The organism is Anaerolineales bacterium (assembly GCA_015075625.1).
GTDB lineage: Bacteria > Chloroflexota > Anaerolineae > Aggregatilineales > UBA2796 > UBA2796.
Genome location: JABTTZ010000003.1, coordinates 151,608 through 166,932, shown reverse-complemented (window position 1 = coordinate 166,932; position 15,325 = coordinate 151,608). Strand labels below are relative to the sequence as shown.

Sequence of the window (15,325 nt, the reverse complement as noted above, 5' to 3'; positions counted from 1 at the left end):
CAGAGTCTAGCCCCGCACATCGTTCAGGTAGCCGCGAAAGGCGGGCATGATCAGCGATTCGACGCTGACGGTGATGTACCGTGCGCCCCAATCGCGCCATTGCCGCGCCCCTGCCCCATCGCGTACCATGATCCCCAATTTCTTCTCTGTTTTCGTCACGGCGTCGGCAATGCGGCGCATCACGGCGACCACCTCCGCGTGCGCCAACTGCCCCGCCAAGCCCATTGAGTGGGCGAGATCGTTGGGTCCGATGAAGATCACATCGAGATCGGGAATGGCGAGGATGTCGGGGAGGGCATCCACCGCCTGAATCGTCTCAATGTGGATGATGGCGAGCGTTTCGGTGTTCGCTTTTTGGATCGCCACCCCAAAGGGATCACCAAACCCATAGTCGTTGGCGCGGACGCCCGCCAAGCCTCGGCTGCCGCGTGGGTGGTACTTCACCGCCCGCATCACCGCTTCCGCTTCGGCGGCGGTGTTCACCCAGGGGACATGAATCCCGTGAACACCCGTATCCAAAAAGCGGAGGATCGTTGCCGGTTGGTTCGTAGGAACGCGAGCGATGGGCGTCACGCCGCGCAGTTCGGCGGCGCGGGTCATCGCCAGCACATCGCGGGCTTCCATGACGCTGTGTTCGCCATCAAAGACGATAAAATCCCACGCTGCATAACCGATCACTTCGATCAGTTCGGCATCGGTGTAGCGCGAAAATAGTCCGTAGACCGTCTCGCCCGCGTTTAGTTTTGCCTTCAGTGTATTCGTGAACATGGGTCCTCAGTTAGGTTGGCTCGATTACCGCACAGAGAGTAGATGTTACCTCACCCTCACCCCTTAGCGAACCGCCCGCTCAAACCTGCTTCGTCGTCTGCGAATCGGTCTTTTTGCCCTGATTTTCTGCCTGTTTTGCCAGCAAAAAGCCGCGTGGTTCGATGGTTGCCCGCCGCGAGACCTGCGCTTCGCTGAAGGCATCGACCCACGTCACGCTAGGCAGATCGATCACCTGCGGCTCATCGGAGACGTTGAAGGCAACCAAGATTGTCTCGGAGCCGCCACGCCTGAGGAATCCATAGCGCCCCGTCGCCGGGTCTACACAAAAGGCGGAGCGCGTCCCCATCCGCAAGGCGGTGGATTTTTTGCGCAGCCCGATCAGCATTTTGTAGAAGGCGAGAAGGTCGTTATCGCGCTTGGTGGCGTCCCAAATCATCGGCAGGCGAGACTCCTCCAAGATACCAAAGTCGCCTTGCCGAATATCGCGCTGCTGGCTCAGCCCAACCTCTGTTCCGTAATAGACGATGGGCGTCGCGCCGAGGGTGAATTGGCAGACTGCCGCCTGTTTCAAACGGCGGGTATCCCCTTGCGCCGCCCACAGGAAGCGATTCATGTCGTGGTTATCAAGGAAACTAAAGCGCGAAAAGTTTTTGCCTGTGAAGAAATTTTCATGTGCCGCCTGAAACTGCTCAAAGCCAGCAGCATCCAGCGACCCATAGGCGAACAAGCGGCGGATCATTTGCAAGGCGTTGAAATCCAAGACCCCATCGAGGACGCCCTCGTAACTGAGCAGCGTGGTGGGCGGTTCGACAATCTCGCCGAAATGGAGGCTGTCGGGGTTCGCTTTCTTCACCGCCGTGTAGTAATCCGTCCAAAAATCGTGGCTGGGTCCTTGGGCGTGATCTAACCGGAAGCCATCAATGCCGAATTCCTCCAACCAATAGACGGCGCTCTCAATGACATAGCGGCGGGCGGCAGGGGAATCATTGTTGAGCTTGGGGAGGGTTTTCACCCCAAAAAAAGTGTCGTATTCGTCGGGGTGGTTGGTAAAGGTGTAATACGAGGCGTAGGGCGATTCGGGGTTGGCGAGGGCAGATTCAAAAAAGGGATGGGTGTTCGAGGTATGGTTCGGCACAAAGTCGAGAAGAATGCGCATCCCTCGGCGGTGAATCTCGCTGATCAGCGCCTTCAAATCTGATTTTGTCCCATAGCGCGGCTCGATGCCGCGAAAGTTGGTGGAATCATAGCCGTGATGGGAGGGGCTAGGCATGAGCGGTGAGAGCCAGAGGGTGTTCACACCGAGATCGGCAAGGTAATCGAGGTGTTCGGTAATGCCGCGCAGGGTGCCGCCAAAGAAGCCATCAAGTTTTTGGGGGGAGGCGAACTCGCGCCCATAGGATGGGGCGAAGCGATCCACAAAGATATGATAGATCACGGCATCTTGCACCCACGCAGGGACGCGGTAGCGATCCACCGCCACCGAAAAGACGCCGCGTTTCATGCTGTCTTGGGCCCATAGGCGCTGCCCATCGGCAGTGACCCCGCTGAGCCGATAGCGAAGGATCGTCCCCTCTGGCTGTCCGGGAATCTCACCGCTGTAATGGCGGACATAGCCCCATAAGAAGGTGTCCCATGTTGTCCCCGCCCGCATGGCGGCAACAGTGCGCGTTGTCCCCCCACCGATCTCCGGGAGGCTGCCATCGGTTGTGTAATGGATGAACACATCGTTCACCGCCGCATCTGGTCCGGCGCTGGCATGGATGGTGAGCGGCTGCTGCGGTTTCGGGTCGCGGGGGAGGATGGTCTGATCATGGAGCAATCCAGCGGCGGCTTGCCGGAGGCTGGCAAGTCGGAGGTCGTCGGTTGCTAACGTCCCAAAAATAAAATCGCTCATGCTGACGAATACAGCATCCATCCCATTGGTGGATGCCTGTGGATTGACCGCTGCCATAAAGAGTCCCCCTTCGCTGTCGATATGGGCGCATTATAGGGTGAATGGGAGGGGAGCGCGAATGGGCGGGGAGGACGGACGCCCCAATCGGCGTCCCTACGGGGTGCGAGGGAGGGCAGCTAAGTTATACGGCGGGCGGGCGACACCATATTCGGTGACGATTCCGGTAATGTAACGGGCAGGGGTGACATCAAAGGCGGGGTTACGGACGGGAAAATGATCGGGGATTAGGGGATTGCCATAGGGCTGACGGACTTCATCGCCGCCCCGTTCTTCAATCGGAATGGCGTCCCCATCCGGTGTGGCGAGGTCAATGGTACTGGTTGGAGCGACAACATAGAAGGGGATACCGTGTTCCTTCGCCAAGATCGCCAGCATATATGTCCCGATTTTGTTCGCCGTATCACCGTTCAGCGCCACACGATCTGCCCCGACGAACACAGCGTTGATCTCCCCCCGCCCCATGGTAGACGCCGCCGCTGAATCAGGGATGATCACGAAAGGGACGCCATATTCGTTGAGTTCCCACGCGCTGAGCCGCGCCCCTTGCATCCGAGGGCGGGTTTCCGTTAGCACAGCGCGAATCTCTTTGCCGTCCTCGTGGGCGGTGCGAATGACACCCAATGCCGTGCCGTAATCCACCGTCGCCAACGATCCTGTGTTGCAGTGATGCAACACCGTCCAGCCGCGCTGAACGAGCGCTGCGCCGTGCGCCCCCATCTGGCGGTTGATCGCCACATCGTCATCGGCAATGCGGCATGCTTCGGCAACTAGGGCGGTGCGGAGGGCATCGGCGGTGGGGTGATCGCCTGTGCGGACGTGGCGCATCATGGCATCTACTGCCCACCTCAGATTGATCGCCGTAGGGCGGGCGGCGCTGATCTCGATAGCGGGGACTTCCAGATCGGCGCGAAGAGTGGGCAGATCGGCGGCGGGGCTGCTTTGGGCGGCAAGGGCAAGGGCAAACGCCCCCGCTGCGCCAATGGCGGGCGCCCCTCGTATGACCATCTCTTTGATCGCGGTGATCACCTCGCGGTAATCGCTGTATTCGTTAACAGTGAACGTCCAGGGCAAAAGGCGTTGGTCAATCATCTGGACGCGCCCAGCGTGCCACGCGATGGTTCGGATGGTCATGCGATGTGAGGACTCCTTTGGCGGTGGGTTGAGGATATGCCCCCGACAGGATTCGAACCTGTGACCTGCGGTTTCACATTTGTGTGTGTTTCCACACTCTGTGGACTATACCTTCACCATGCACCCTCGTAAAAGGTTTTTTAGGTGGTAGCCGTCTAGTCTCTACACCTTTAAACGAAACAGGACTATCATGAGTCCTTTGTTCCGATTACTTGGCTCGGTATTAACATGGAGACAGTATGCATTGTCTTGTCTGTGGTACAGAAACACTAAATCCGAAATTTTGCTCAAGGTCATGTGCAGCACTCACAACAACAGTCTTTTCCCTAAAAGAAGCCAAAGTGCGGCTTGTGGTTGTTGTGGCAATCCTTACTTTAGAGGTAGAACATACTACAAACCTTGCTGGCAAAACGACATGGAAATGAGTTTCTGAGGCGACTAGAAACGATAACGCTATCAAGTATTCAAGGCAAAAGAAGGTATCAGGTTAATTCTCAAATCAGATCATGGGCGAGACAACTCTATCGTCGCTCTAGCAAACCGCAATGTTGTGCCATATGTGGATACGACAGGCATTACGAAGTTTGTCATATACGATCTATATCGAGTTTTTTCCTGATTCCTTGCTCTCAGAGATCAATGCCATTGATAACTTGATGGCTTTATGTCCCAATCATCATTGGGAACTCGACAACCATCTTTTGTCCCTTTAGCCTTCACCGAATTTGACTACTTACATTGATGAGATTTCTCGCATCAAGCCCCATAAGAGAAGACCGTCGCTCTATCCTCTGAGCTACGGGGGCAACTGAACAATTGGATTCTAGGCGAGAGATATATCAATGTCAATCCCTGTCGATTTCTTGCCACAAGGGGTCTAAGAATTCATGGTGATGGGTGGCATCGGGGCGCAACCCCCCTACAAGGGGACGGGCGGACGCCCCTGGGGGCGTCCCTACAGGGGGCGGGGGCCGGGCGACAGCCCCCTAGCGCAGCCCTAGCTCGCTGCGGGCAATGACGAGGCGCTGGATTTCGCTTGTCCCCTCGTAAATTTCGGTGATCTTCGCATCGCGGAAGTAGCGCTCGACGGGCATTTCTTTGCTGTAGCCCATCCCACCATGAATCTGGACAGCGGCATGAGCGCAGAACATCGCCGTTTCGCTGGCAAAGAGTTTCGCCATGCTTGCCTCGGTAGTGAAGCGTTCGCCCGTTGTTTTGCCACGCTCTTTCGCCAGTGCCGCGTTGTAGATCAGCAGGCGGGATGCCTCAATGCGCGTTTTCATATCGGCAATTTTCGCTTGGATCATTTGGAATGTGCCGATGGGCGCACCAAACGCCTCGCGGGTGCGGCAGTACTCGATAGAGGCTTCGTAGGCAGCTTCGGCAATGCCCAACGCTTGGGAGGCAATGCCGATCCGTCCAGCGTCTAGGACGGTCATAGCAATGCGGAATCCCTTGCCCACCTCACCAACGACATTCTCTACTGGGACAAAGTGATCCTCAAAGATGAGTTCGCTGGTAGCGCTGGCGCGAATGCCAAGTTTTGGCTCTTTTTTGCCGGGCGCAAAGCCGGGCTGCGTCGTTTCAACCAAAAAGGCGGTGATCCCGTTATGCCCTTTGTCTGGCTCGGTCATGGTGAAAAGTAGGACATAATCGGCAACGGGACCGGAGGTAACCCAACTTTTACGCCCGTTGATGACGTAATGGGTTTTCGCCTCGTTAAGGACAGCACGGCTTTTCATCGAACCAGCATCGCTGCCGCTCATCGGCTCGGTCAGGCTGTATGCACCGATCTTTTCGCCGCTGGCAACGGCCCGCAGGTACGATGTTTTTTGCTGCTCTGAGCCAAACTTGTAAAGGGCATAGCAAAACAAACTGTTGTTGACGCTCATGATCGTGCTGGTGGCGGCGTCGGCTTTGGCAATTTCTTCCATCGCCAAGACGTAGGCAATGGTATCCATCCCCGCACCGCCGTATTCTTCGGGGATTTCAATGCCCATCAAACCCATCGCGCCCATTTCCCGAATGATGGCGAGAGGGAAATCGCCCGTTTCGTCAAAATGGGCGGCGACGGGGAGAATTTTCTTCTTGGCGAAATCGCGCACGGTGCGGCGCAATACCTCGTGTTCCTCGGTAAGTTGTAAGTTCAACGAAAGGGGGGCGGCGTGTGCATCCATAGCAGCGTTAAAACCTCTTGATGATTCTTTTCAGGACGTTGCCCGTCCATTATAGCCCTTCCGAGGCAAGGGGGTGAGCAGACGCGCTGCAGTGTATTCCTATGGGGAGGGGATGCGGGGAAAAACCTCAAATCGATTGAACTATGTGACGCCCATTTCTCTTGAAACGGGATAGAATGCTACAATCAAATCAGAGTTGCGCGGTTTTGGTGCGACTCGTCCCACCTTTCCGCGTATAAACCTTTAGACCGTGTTGTTTTTTTGGAGATTTTTTGCCCGCCATGCGTGATATTCCTCAACTTCGCCCCAAGACGGGGACGGCACTCGTCCTCAGCGGCGGCGCAAACAAAGCCTTCTATTTCCACCTCGGCGTTTTGAAAGCGCTTCGCAATGAACCAGTAACCTCCATTGTAGGCAGCAGTGCGGGGGCAGTGATCGGCGCATTCCTTGCAACGGGCGCTCCCGTAGACGCGATGATCGCCACCTTGTATCAGAAGGATGTCTATTTTGCCAAGTTCGATACATGGGTGCATACGCTGACCTCGAACATGTTGTTTCGGGCAAAACTGCCTGAAATTGCCCGTCAGGGGCTGACAACCTACCTTGCCGGACTGCGCTTTCTGCTTGGGCTGCCACGCCTGATTGGAAAAGACATTGTGGCGGAATTCATGGACACCGTGATCAACAGCCAAGAACACCTTGACGGGTTTTTCGATAATGCCGCGCTGGAAACACTGATCCGCGATGCGCTGCGCTCCACCGATTTTGCCGATACCGAGATCGATCTGTACGTCACGGGGACGGGTCTGGATGATGGACGGCGTGCGGTCTTTAACGGCATTTACAACTTCACCGACGACCAGAACGATTTCATGACCGATGTCCCTATTCACAAGGCGGTGCGGGCGTCTACGGCAATCCCGGGCTTGTTCGAGCCGATGAAGATCAAGGGGCGCAATTACATCGATGGCGAGATCAAGCAAACGCTCTCCGCCGATATTGGTGTCCGGCTGGCAGATCGCGTGATCATCAGCTATACCTATCAGCCGCTGCACCTTGAGGGCGAGACTTCCATCCGCGACATGGGCTGGCTGAACGTAGTACGGCAGGCGACGAACATTGCCTTCCACGAACGAATCAGCATTTGGCGCACCCTCTATGAGCAGCAAAACCCCCATAAACAACTGATCTGGATACACCCCGACCCCGATGATATCGCTATTTTCAAAGCGCCAGATTTCGCCTTCAGCCCGGATATTCAACGGAAATTGATTGATGCCGGAGAGATTGCCGCCCTGAAAGCGCTTGGGCAGGTGACGGGCGAAACAAGCTACCGCGAACATGGACGGAATGGGACAAACGGCAACGGCAAGGGATCATTACCACTTCCCGATGCCAAAGCGCGAAGGAATTAGAACGCCCATTGATCGGCTGAAGGGCGTGCGAAGTGTTCGCTTGAATGAGGTACAATAGATACATCTGACGATCACAGCGGATCGTCAGACGTGATCGCCCTTCCTTATTTTTTACGAGAGGTAAGTAGCCGTGCCACGCAGCAAACACGGTCAGGTTTTGGGACCGGTGGATTCGGCGTTTTATTACGTAGATAGCCCGCAAACGCCAATGAACATCGGCGCGTTGACCTTCTTTGAGGGAAAAATCCCCTTCGATCCCCTCCGCCGCATGTTGGACGCCCGTATTCATCAAATCCCGATCTACCAACAAAAACTGGTTCAAGCGCCGCTCAATTTGGGGCAGCCCACATGGGTCTACGATCCCGATTTCAACATCGCTAAACATGTCTATTGGCATGAACTCCCCGCGCCGGGGGATGAGCATCAGCTTCAAGATATGGCGGGGCGGCTTGTTTCGGGGATGTTGGATCGCTCCAAGCCGCTGTGGGAGATTCACCTGATCGAGGGGTTGCAGGGAGATCGAACGGCGATTCTGTTCAAGATTCATCACTGCATGGTTGATGGCTTGGCCGCAATTGATCTCTTTACGCTGCTGTTTGATCTGACCCCCAATCCCTCGCCCATCCCGCGAAAGCCCGTCTACGACCCGCCGCCCATGCCGAGCCAGCCGCAGTTGGTGGTTGATGCTATCTTGCAATCGCTGCCCAACCGCTGGCGAATCGTCCGCAAAATTGCTGAGGACGTTTCAACCATCGGCTCAACAATCAGCGATAAAAACAACCGTCGCAAGATGTTCACTGGCATGGCAAATGTTGCCAGCGATAACATGCAACTGCTGCGCCCGCTCCCGATTAATGGGACGAACAGCGGACGGCAGACGATTGCTTGGGCAGATTTTTCGTTGGCGGAAGTGAAAGCGATTAAATCGGCGCGAAAAGTCTCCGTGAACGATGTCATGCTGACGATTCTCTCCGGCGCGGTGGAGGCATACGTCCGCCAGCGAGGGGGCAGCGGCGGGCAGGACTCGCTGCGCGTCCTCGTGCCAGTCAGTATGCGCTCTGAGGCGGAAAAGGAAGAATACGGCAACCGCATTGCCGTGCTGCCAGTGGATATTCCCTTCAATCTGAGCGACCCGTTGGAACGGCTGCGCCTTGTTTCGGAATACACTACTGTCATGAAGGATTCATCCCTTTCGACAACGCTCGACATGGTGTTGACGATGCCCTCGCTTGCCGCATCGTGGCTGCAACCACTGATCTGGAAGGCAGCGCCTGTTGTCTTTAGCCTTGCTGCCCATATGTGGTGTACAAACGTAGCGGGTCCGCAAATCCCCATGTATCTGTTGGGTCACCGCCTGCTGAATACCTTTGGATTCTTCCCGCTGAACCCCTCAATGGGCTTGGCGACAGTGATTGCCAGCTATAACCAGCGCATCGCCATGACCCTTGTTGCCGATATGGCGATTGTTCCAGAGGTGAACGACCTGCGGAATCTCGTCTACGAAACGTACAAGACGCTAAGGGCAGCGGCGGGCGTCCCTGAGATGGAGCCTATCGTCCTGAGCCGCACCCGAACGGAAAAAACGGAAAAGATCGAGAAACCGGAAAGTGTTCCGGCAAAAGCAAGCGCCTCATCAGCTACCAGCGACCCAGAGCGCATCGAAACTCGCGAGTCTGTCACCACTGTAGAGATTGCGGACGGATCAGCGGCGCTGAGCGAGGGCTATGCAAATGGGCAGAATGGGCAGCCCACCACTGAGCGATCCGAGGAAACGGAGGCATCGGAATCCGCATCGGGGGACGCCTTCGATCAGGAGACTCCCACCCTTGCCCAAGAGGAAAAAGCGGAGAAACCGCGTCTCTTCACCGATGGGTGGGCAAAGGGTTACATGAAGGCGATCAATGCCAGCGAGTCCTACCGGCGGGCATCGACCCGATGGGAGGCGGGGTCGTTAGCATTCGTCTTGCACGCCACGCCGGAAGAAGACTACCCCGAAGCGGTGGCGGTCATCCTCGACCTCCATAAAGGGGAGTGTCGTGCCGCTCGTGCGCTGACGCCCGCCGAAGCAAAGGGCGAAGCTGCCTTTGTCATTGAAGGGGATTTTGCCACGTGGAGCGATGTTTTGAAGGGGAAAGCCGCCCCGCTCGCGCTGATTATGCGTGGGAAGCTGAGACTGGTGAAAGGTTCTATGCCACGTTTGCTGCCCTTCACCCAATCGGCGCAGGAACTCTTGAACTGCGCGAAAAATATTTGAGGAAAGCGGGAAAGACGCCCTCCCTCCGTAGGGACGCCCCCTAGTCGCCGGTTACACCCGCCGCGAAAAGGCTTGTTTCGGAAGGAAAAGAAGGTATCGCCCATGTACAATCCAAGACAACACTAAACGGATCGACCAATGGTTATGGATACCTTCTTCACCGAATTATAGGGATAGGATTTACGCAATTGAACCTCTTTACTGCGTATTCATCAAAAGGGGTGGATTGAGGGAGAAGCCCCCTCAAACCCTCTTTTCCCGCTTCTCCCAGTGGGAGAAGCGGGTACACGCCGAAGGCGGGTCGCCGGGGGATGAGGACAAGTGCGTAACGCCTAAGGTGATGTCCCTGAACGCTTTGCAGCGCATCGATCCGTTTCAAGCCGTTGGACGCACCACCGCTCATGCCACTTTATTGACTTAGTTCCCGAACAAGCCTTTTGGCGGCGGGAACGCTATGCAGAAGCCCCTAGGTGAAAATTGCCCAAGCCCACCGATAAGCCGCTTTCTGTCCCCTTTGCAGGGTGGTGATCATCTCTCTGGGACGCCGGTTACCCGGACGCCTCTAGCAGTCTACCCGAAGTTGATAACGGGACGAGCCGCCCCTCACTTCTGCTTGACCTTGCTCCCGGTGGGGTTTGCCTAGCCGTCGCCATTGCTGGCGGCGCTGGTGGTCTCTTACACCACCGTTTCACCCTCGCTGCCTTGCGACAGCACTGCACTTCTCTGTGGCACTTTGCCGTCGGGTTACCCCGCCTGGCGATTCGCCAGCACCGCGCTCTATGGAGAGCGGACTTTCCTCACCCCGCCGAAACGGGGCGCGATCACCGAGGTGAGCTTGAGCCATCCCATTGTAACAGAGGAACGGGATCATTGGGAGAGGTATTTACAAGGGTACATCGTAGTCATTTTGAGAATAGATCATGGTATAGTGATAGTGGTTTACAGTACCTTGAGGATGGAACGATTATGTTCAAGCGCAATCGCCCTCCCCACCCCCATCAACACACCTTCATCGTCGGCGTGGATCGCAATTTGTGTTACTACTGTAGCGCGTGCGTTGCAGTTTGCCCGCCCGATTCTATATTTTTAGAGAATGCCCATTTAAGCATCGATCACGAGACCTGTACGCGCTGTGAGCGGTGCATTGCCATGTGCCCTGTTCATGCCCTTCATAAAGTCCCCGCCGCTACGGTGAACGGCGACGATCCGGGAGAGTCGCCCCATGCCTGAGTTAAAAGATGCTTACGATGTGGTGGTGGTTGGCGCGGGCCCGGCGGGTTCAGTGGCAGCACGGCGCAGCGCCGAAGCAGGCTTGCGCGTTCTTCTGATTGAAAAACGGCAAGAGATTGGCGTTCCGGTGCGCTGTGCCGAGGCGATTGGAGCGGAGATTACTCGCCCTTACATTGATATAAACGATAAATGGGTCAACGCCCGTATTGACTCCTATGCTGTTTACAACCCAGAGGGCGATTTCGTTATTTTGCCCCCCACCGAACCCACCCTGATTGTGGACCGCAAAGTTTTTGATTGGGACTTGGCAAACCTTGCCGCACGGGCAGGGGCGCAGGTACGCACACGAACGCAAGCCGAAGGGCTGCTGACGGATGACAGCGGGCGAACGGTGGGCGTTCGTCTGCGGAGTATGGGAAAGACCTACAACGTTTCTGCTCAGATTGTCATCGCCGCTGATGGCACAGAATCGCAGGTGGCACGGTGGGCGGGGCTAAAGACTGTCCCGCCGATGTCCGATTTCTATGTCGGTTTTCAGTACCTTCTTGTTGGTCTTGGGGGGCGCATCACACCCACCCTCTGCGAATACCATTTGGGGCATGCCCAAGCGCCAAGCGGCTATTTATGGGTCTTTCCCAAAGGGGACGATGCCGCCAATGTGGGCATTGTCATTGGGGCAGATGTTGCCGATGGGGTAACGGCGCAGGGCTATCTGGATCGTTTTGTGGCAAAGCACTTTCCCAAAGCGAATATTCTAGGGACGGTGGCGGGTGGGATTCCCACAACCGGCGCGTTGAAACGAATGGTGGCTGATGGCGTCATGGCGGTGGGCGATGCTGCCCATCAAGCCGATCCGCTGACGGCAGGGGGGATCAATCTAGGGATGATTGGGGCGGAGATGGCGGCTCAGGTTGCAGTGAAGGCGATTCACGAAGGCGATGTGTCGGTGGTGGCATTACGCGAGTATGAACACCTTTGGCACGAACGCTTTCACGTCCAACACACCGCGCTCTATCAACTGCGTAAGATGATTTGCCGGATGGAAGACGATAAACTGAGCGCCCTTGTGCGGACGGTTTCGATACTTCCCCTAGAGCAGATGAGTCTGGGGCAAGTCCTGATAGCGGTGTTCCGTCACCACCCACTCATGTTAATTCAAGCACAAGCGCTCATTGCAACGGGGCTGATCTTGAAGTAGGGACAATCTCCGCCTTCTCACGTCGGTGATCCAACCACTTGTCCCAAAGCTAAAGGTCTTGTCCGGTAACTAGGTCAGTAAAGTGGCAGGAGCGGTGGTCGTCCAACGGCTTGAAACGGATCGATGCGCTGCAAAGCGTTCACGGACATCACCTTAGGCGTTACGCACTTGCCCTCATCCCCCGGCGACCCGCCTTCGGCGTGTACCCGCTTTTCCCAGTGGGAGAAAGGGGAAAAGAGGTTTTGAGGGGGTTTCCCCCTCAAACGTCCCCTTTCCATGAATATGCAGTAAAGAGGTTCAATTGCGTAAATCCTACCCCTATAATTCGGTGAAGAAGGTATCTATAGCCATTGGTCAATCTTTTAGGTGTTGTCTTGGATTGTACATGGGTGATACCTTCTTTTCCTTCCCGGACAAGCCTTTAAAGCGGCGGGCTGAAAGCAGCCACCCCTTCGGGGCTTGGCAATGCGTCCTCACCCCCTAGCTCCCTCTTGCACAAGGGGCTGAGGAGGGATCAAACCCGTCTTTCCCCTTCCACTTGCCGCGCATTCCTTTGCCTTCAAGCCGCGTCGAACTTGGGCTATAATTGCCCATCATGATCACCTCACCCCCTACACGCGGGCGCGTAGAGCGTCACTGGATCAGCAGCAGCGCCCTAAAAGGGAATCGCATGGGCGACCCGCACGAACGCGAATTGTTCGTTTACCTGCCGCCCGCCTACGATCCCGCACAGCGCTATCCCCTTGTCCTGATGCTCCCCAGTCACGGGAACACGGCGCAAAGCCTTCTGAATTGGCGAGGGTGGGGCGAGGGAGTCGATCAGCAAGCGGATCGGCTGATCCTGAGCGGGGCATGTCCACCCTTCGTCATGGTGCTGCCCGACACATGGACGGCGCTCGGCGGATCGCTGCACCTGAATTCGCCCCTTCTTGGCAATTACGAGACATACCTTTTGGAGGAAATCCTCCCCTTTGTGGAGGGGCGCTACCCCCTTCTACCGGATCGCCGTGCCGTGATGGGGCGCAGCAGCGGCGGCTATGCGGCGCTGGTCTTTGCCATGCGGCGGCGGGGGCTTTTCCAAGCGGTGGCGGCACACAGCGCCGATCTCTATTTTGAGTTCTCGCTGCTGCCCGAATTCGCAAAAATGGATCGTCTGCTGGCGGGATTCAACGGGTTGGAAGGCTTCTTAAACGAGGCACGGGCGCTCACTCCGAAACAGCAGGCGTTTTTTGACCTTGCCGCACCCATTGCCGCGTTGAGCGTCCTTGCCCAGAATCCCGCTGCGCCCTTCGGCTTTGACCTCCCCATAGACGATCTAGGGGCGCTGCGCGAGGACGTTTGGGAGCGCTGCTTGCCCTATGACCCGCTGCGGATGGTGGTAACGCCCACCCACGCCGAGAGTCTCCGCGAACTGAGGGCGCTTGTCATTGATTGCGGCGCCTATGACGAATACAACTTGCAAGTTGGGGCGCGGCTGTTCCACCGCACGCTGGATCGGCTTGGCATCCGGCATATATACGAGAGCTATCCGGCGGGACACCGCCACACGCAGTACCGCTACGATGTCTCGCTGCCTATCCTTGTGCGGGCGCTGTTGGAGTCATGAGGGTGCGTCCGTTTCGCGTTGGCGTCCTCATCGTGGTTGGCTTTGCCCCGCTGATGGCAACGATCATGGCGTGTGCAATCACCCAACCAGAGGTTGTTTATGTCACGGCGACCCCCGCCTTGACGCCCATCCCCACACTGGATGGGGGACTGCCGAATCCCTTCCGCCCCACGCCCACTCCCAACCAACCCACCGCGATCCCCATCCAGCCAACGCCGAATCCCACCGTCCAGCCCACCCGCGCCGTGATCGAATACACCATTCAGGCGGGGGATACGCTCTCTGGACTGGCGTTCCTGTATGGAATCGACCTCCCCGAACTGCTTGCCCTGAACGCCGGACTGACCGAGACAACGCCCCTGATCATCGGGCAGCGGCTTTACCTACCGGCAACTCCGGCGCAGATGACGCCGAATATGAAACTGATCCCCGACAGCGAATTAGTGAATTCACCAGCGGCACGGGGTTTTGATGTGGCTGCCTACGTGAAATACCAACCGGGCTTCATCCGCGTCTATTCGGAGGAGGTCAGTGGGCGCTACCTGAGCGGGGCGGAGATCATCGCTTTTCATGCCCGCGCTGCCAGCGTGAACCCGCGCTTGCTTCTGGCACTTTTGGAATATCGCGGCGGGTGGCTGACGAACCCCATCCCGCGTGGGGATGCCTTCACCTACCCGATGGGGCATAAAGACGAACGCCTTGCCGGATTGTTTAATCAGGTAGCGTGGGCGGTGAACCAACTGAACGAGGGCTATTATGGGTGGCGGACACGGGGCTTTCGCGCCCTTGAACTGCCCGATAAGGGACGTTTGGCGTTCGCCCCCGATTTAAACGGGGGGACGGTCGGCGTACAGTATTTCCTTGCGCGGACAGCGCGGGATCGGGCGGGGTGGCTGAGGGATGTCAGCACGGCGGGATTCTTCACCACCTATCTGAGTATGTTTGGCGACCCCTTCGCCCTTGCCATTGAGCCACTTGTTCCCCCAGAGTTGCGCCAGCCTGATTTCCTTTTCCCCTTTCCACCCGGAGAGACGTGGTTTCTGACCTCTGGTCCGCATGGGGGATGGGATGCACGGGCGACGGGTTGGAGCGCGGCAGATTTTGCCCCGCCCGCGCCGCCTGATGAGGTGATTTTCACCCAGGGCTACTGCTACGTTTCGCCCAATTGGACAACGGCAATGGCAGCGGGCGTCGTCGTCCGCAGTGATGATGGGGTCGTCATCATTGATCTGGACATGGACGGCGACGAGCGCACGGGCTGGACGCTGGTTTACCTTCATGTTGCCGCCTTCGAGCGCGTTCCGGCGGGGAAGATCGTCCAAGTTGGAGAGCGCATCGGGCATCCCTCGTGCGAGGGGTTTTTCTTGAACTCCATCGCCACACATGCGCACGTCTCTCGCCGCTATAATGGGGAATGGATCGTCGCGGATTGTTTTGCCTGCCTGCCTGGGGTTGCCGCACCGCCTTTTGTCATGAGCGGTTGGACGTTGAAAAGTGATCGGATTGTCTATGATGGGTCGCTCCAAAAAGAAGGGCAGATTCGGCGGGCGATGCAAGGGCGCGACGATCCAGCGAATCAAATTTCGTGGTAG

The 15,325-nt window shown here is 56.9% G+C and carries 11 protein-coding genes and 1 other RNA gene; 7 read left to right on the top strand and 5 right to left on the bottom strand.

The window, feature by feature from the left end; all coding sequences use genetic code 11:
* Positions 1–6: 6 nt before the first annotated feature.
* The 3 genes from HS103_14945 to mtnA all read right to left on the bottom strand — a co-directional run bounded on the left by HS103_14945 (position 7) and on the right by mtnA (position 3,853).
* On the bottom strand, positions 7–768 hold the full coding sequence (locus HS103_14945; protein MBE7514094.1) for a hypothetical protein: 762 nt from the start codon (positions 766–768) through the stop codon (positions 7–9).
* 79 nt (positions 769–847) lie between these two features.
* Positions 848–2,719 carry an alpha-amylase gene (locus HS103_14940; GenBank protein MBE7514093.1) on the bottom strand — a complete coding sequence of 624 codons (1,872 nt, stop codon included), beginning with the start codon at positions 2,717–2,719 and terminating at the stop codon, positions 848–850.
* A gap of 96 nt (positions 2,720–2,815) precedes the next feature.
* Positions 2,816–3,853 (bottom strand): S-methyl-5-thioribose-1-phosphate isomerase, encoded by a 1,038-nt coding sequence (mtnA, locus tag HS103_14935; protein MBE7514092.1) that lies wholly within the window; start codon positions 3,851–3,853, stop codon positions 2,816–2,818.
* 584 nt (positions 3,854–4,437) lie between these two features.
* Between mtnA and HS103_14930 the strand changes: the two genes are divergently transcribed.
* Positions 4,438–4,566, top strand: coding sequence for an HNH endonuclease (locus HS103_14930; protein ID MBE7514091.1), 129 nt, complete (start codon positions 4,438–4,440; stop codon positions 4,564–4,566).
* Positions 4,567–4,839: 273 nt separating this feature from the next.
* Here the strand turns inward: HS103_14930 and HS103_14925 are convergent, their stop codons facing one another.
* Positions 4,840–6,003: an acyl-CoA dehydrogenase family protein gene (locus HS103_14925; GenBank protein ID MBE7514090.1), complete on the bottom strand. Its 1,164-nt coding sequence runs from the start codon at positions 6,001–6,003 to the stop codon at positions 4,840–4,842.
* A gap of 308 nt (positions 6,004–6,311) precedes the next feature.
* Here HS103_14925 and HS103_14920 point away from each other — a divergent pair, with 308 nt between their 5' ends.
* Both HS103_14920 and HS103_14915 read left to right on the top strand, forming a co-directional pair.
* A complete protein-coding gene (locus tag HS103_14920) occupies positions 6,312–7,445 on the top strand; it encodes a patatin-like phospholipase family protein (GenBank protein MBE7514089.1) in 1,134 nt (377 codons plus the stop codon).
* Between the two features lie 130 nt (positions 7,446–7,575).
* A complete protein-coding gene (locus HS103_14915; protein ID MBE7514088.1) occupies positions 7,576–9,699 on the top strand; it encodes a wax ester/triacylglycerol synthase family O-acyltransferase in 2,124 nt (707 codons plus the stop codon).
* A gap of 478 nt (positions 9,700–10,177) precedes the next feature.
* On the opposite strand, the gene rnpB is transcribed toward HS103_14915, so the two are convergent.
* Positions 10,178–10,537: RNase P RNA component class A (gene rnpB / locus HS103_14910), an RNA gene on the bottom strand.
* Positions 10,538–10,665: 128 nt separating this feature from the next.
* Between rnpB and HS103_14905 the strand changes: the two genes are divergently transcribed.
* From HS103_14905 to HS103_14890, 4 genes are all read left to right on the top strand, one after another.
* Positions 10,666–10,929 carry a 4Fe-4S binding protein gene (locus HS103_14905; GenBank protein ID MBE7514087.1) on the top strand — a complete coding sequence of 88 codons (264 nt, stop codon included), beginning with the start codon at positions 10,666–10,668 and terminating at the stop codon, positions 10,927–10,929.
* Positions 10,922–12,127, top strand: coding sequence for an NAD(P)/FAD-dependent oxidoreductase (locus HS103_14900; protein ID MBE7514086.1), 1,206 nt, complete (start codon positions 10,922–10,924; stop codon positions 12,125–12,127). The genes HS103_14905 and HS103_14900 overlap by 8 nt, the downstream gene beginning before the upstream one ends.
* A gap of 595 nt (positions 12,128–12,722) precedes the next feature.
* A complete protein-coding gene (locus HS103_14895; GenBank protein MBE7514085.1) occupies positions 12,723–13,733 on the top strand; it encodes an esterase in 1,011 nt (336 codons plus the stop codon).
* Positions 13,734–13,735: 2 nt separating this feature from the next.
* Positions 13,736–15,325 (top strand): LysM peptidoglycan-binding domain-containing protein, encoded by a 1,590-nt coding sequence (locus tag HS103_14890; GenBank protein MBE7514084.1) that lies wholly within the window; start codon positions 13,736–13,738, stop codon positions 15,323–15,325.

What these genes read in the sequence shown, in the direction of transcription:
- HS103_14945 (MBE7514094.1), bottom strand. Translation starts at nt 768, where the DNA reads ATGTTCACGAATACACTGAAGGCAAAACTAAACGCGGGCGAGACGGTC.
- HS103_14940 (MBE7514093.1), bottom strand. Translation starts at nt 2,719, where the DNA reads ATGGCAGCGGTCAATCCACAGGCATCCACCAATGGGATGGATGCTGTA.
- HS103_14905 (MBE7514087.1), top strand. Translation starts at nt 10,666, where the DNA reads ATGTTCAAGCGCAATCGCCCTCCCCACCCCCATCAACACACCTTCATC.
- HS103_14920 (MBE7514089.1), top strand. Translation starts at nt 6,312, where the DNA reads ATGCGTGATATTCCTCAACTTCGCCCCAAGACGGGGACGGCACTCGTC.
- HS103_14900 (MBE7514086.1), top strand. Translation starts at nt 10,922, where the DNA reads ATGCCTGAGTTAAAAGATGCTTACGATGTGGTGGTGGTTGGCGCGGGC.
- HS103_14895 (MBE7514085.1), top strand. Translation starts at nt 12,723, where the DNA reads ATGATCACCTCACCCCCTACACGCGGGCGCGTAGAGCGTCACTGGATC.
- mtnA (MBE7514092.1), bottom strand. Translation starts at nt 3,853, where the DNA reads ATGACCATCCGAACCATCGCGTGGCACGCTGGGCGCGTCCAGATGATT.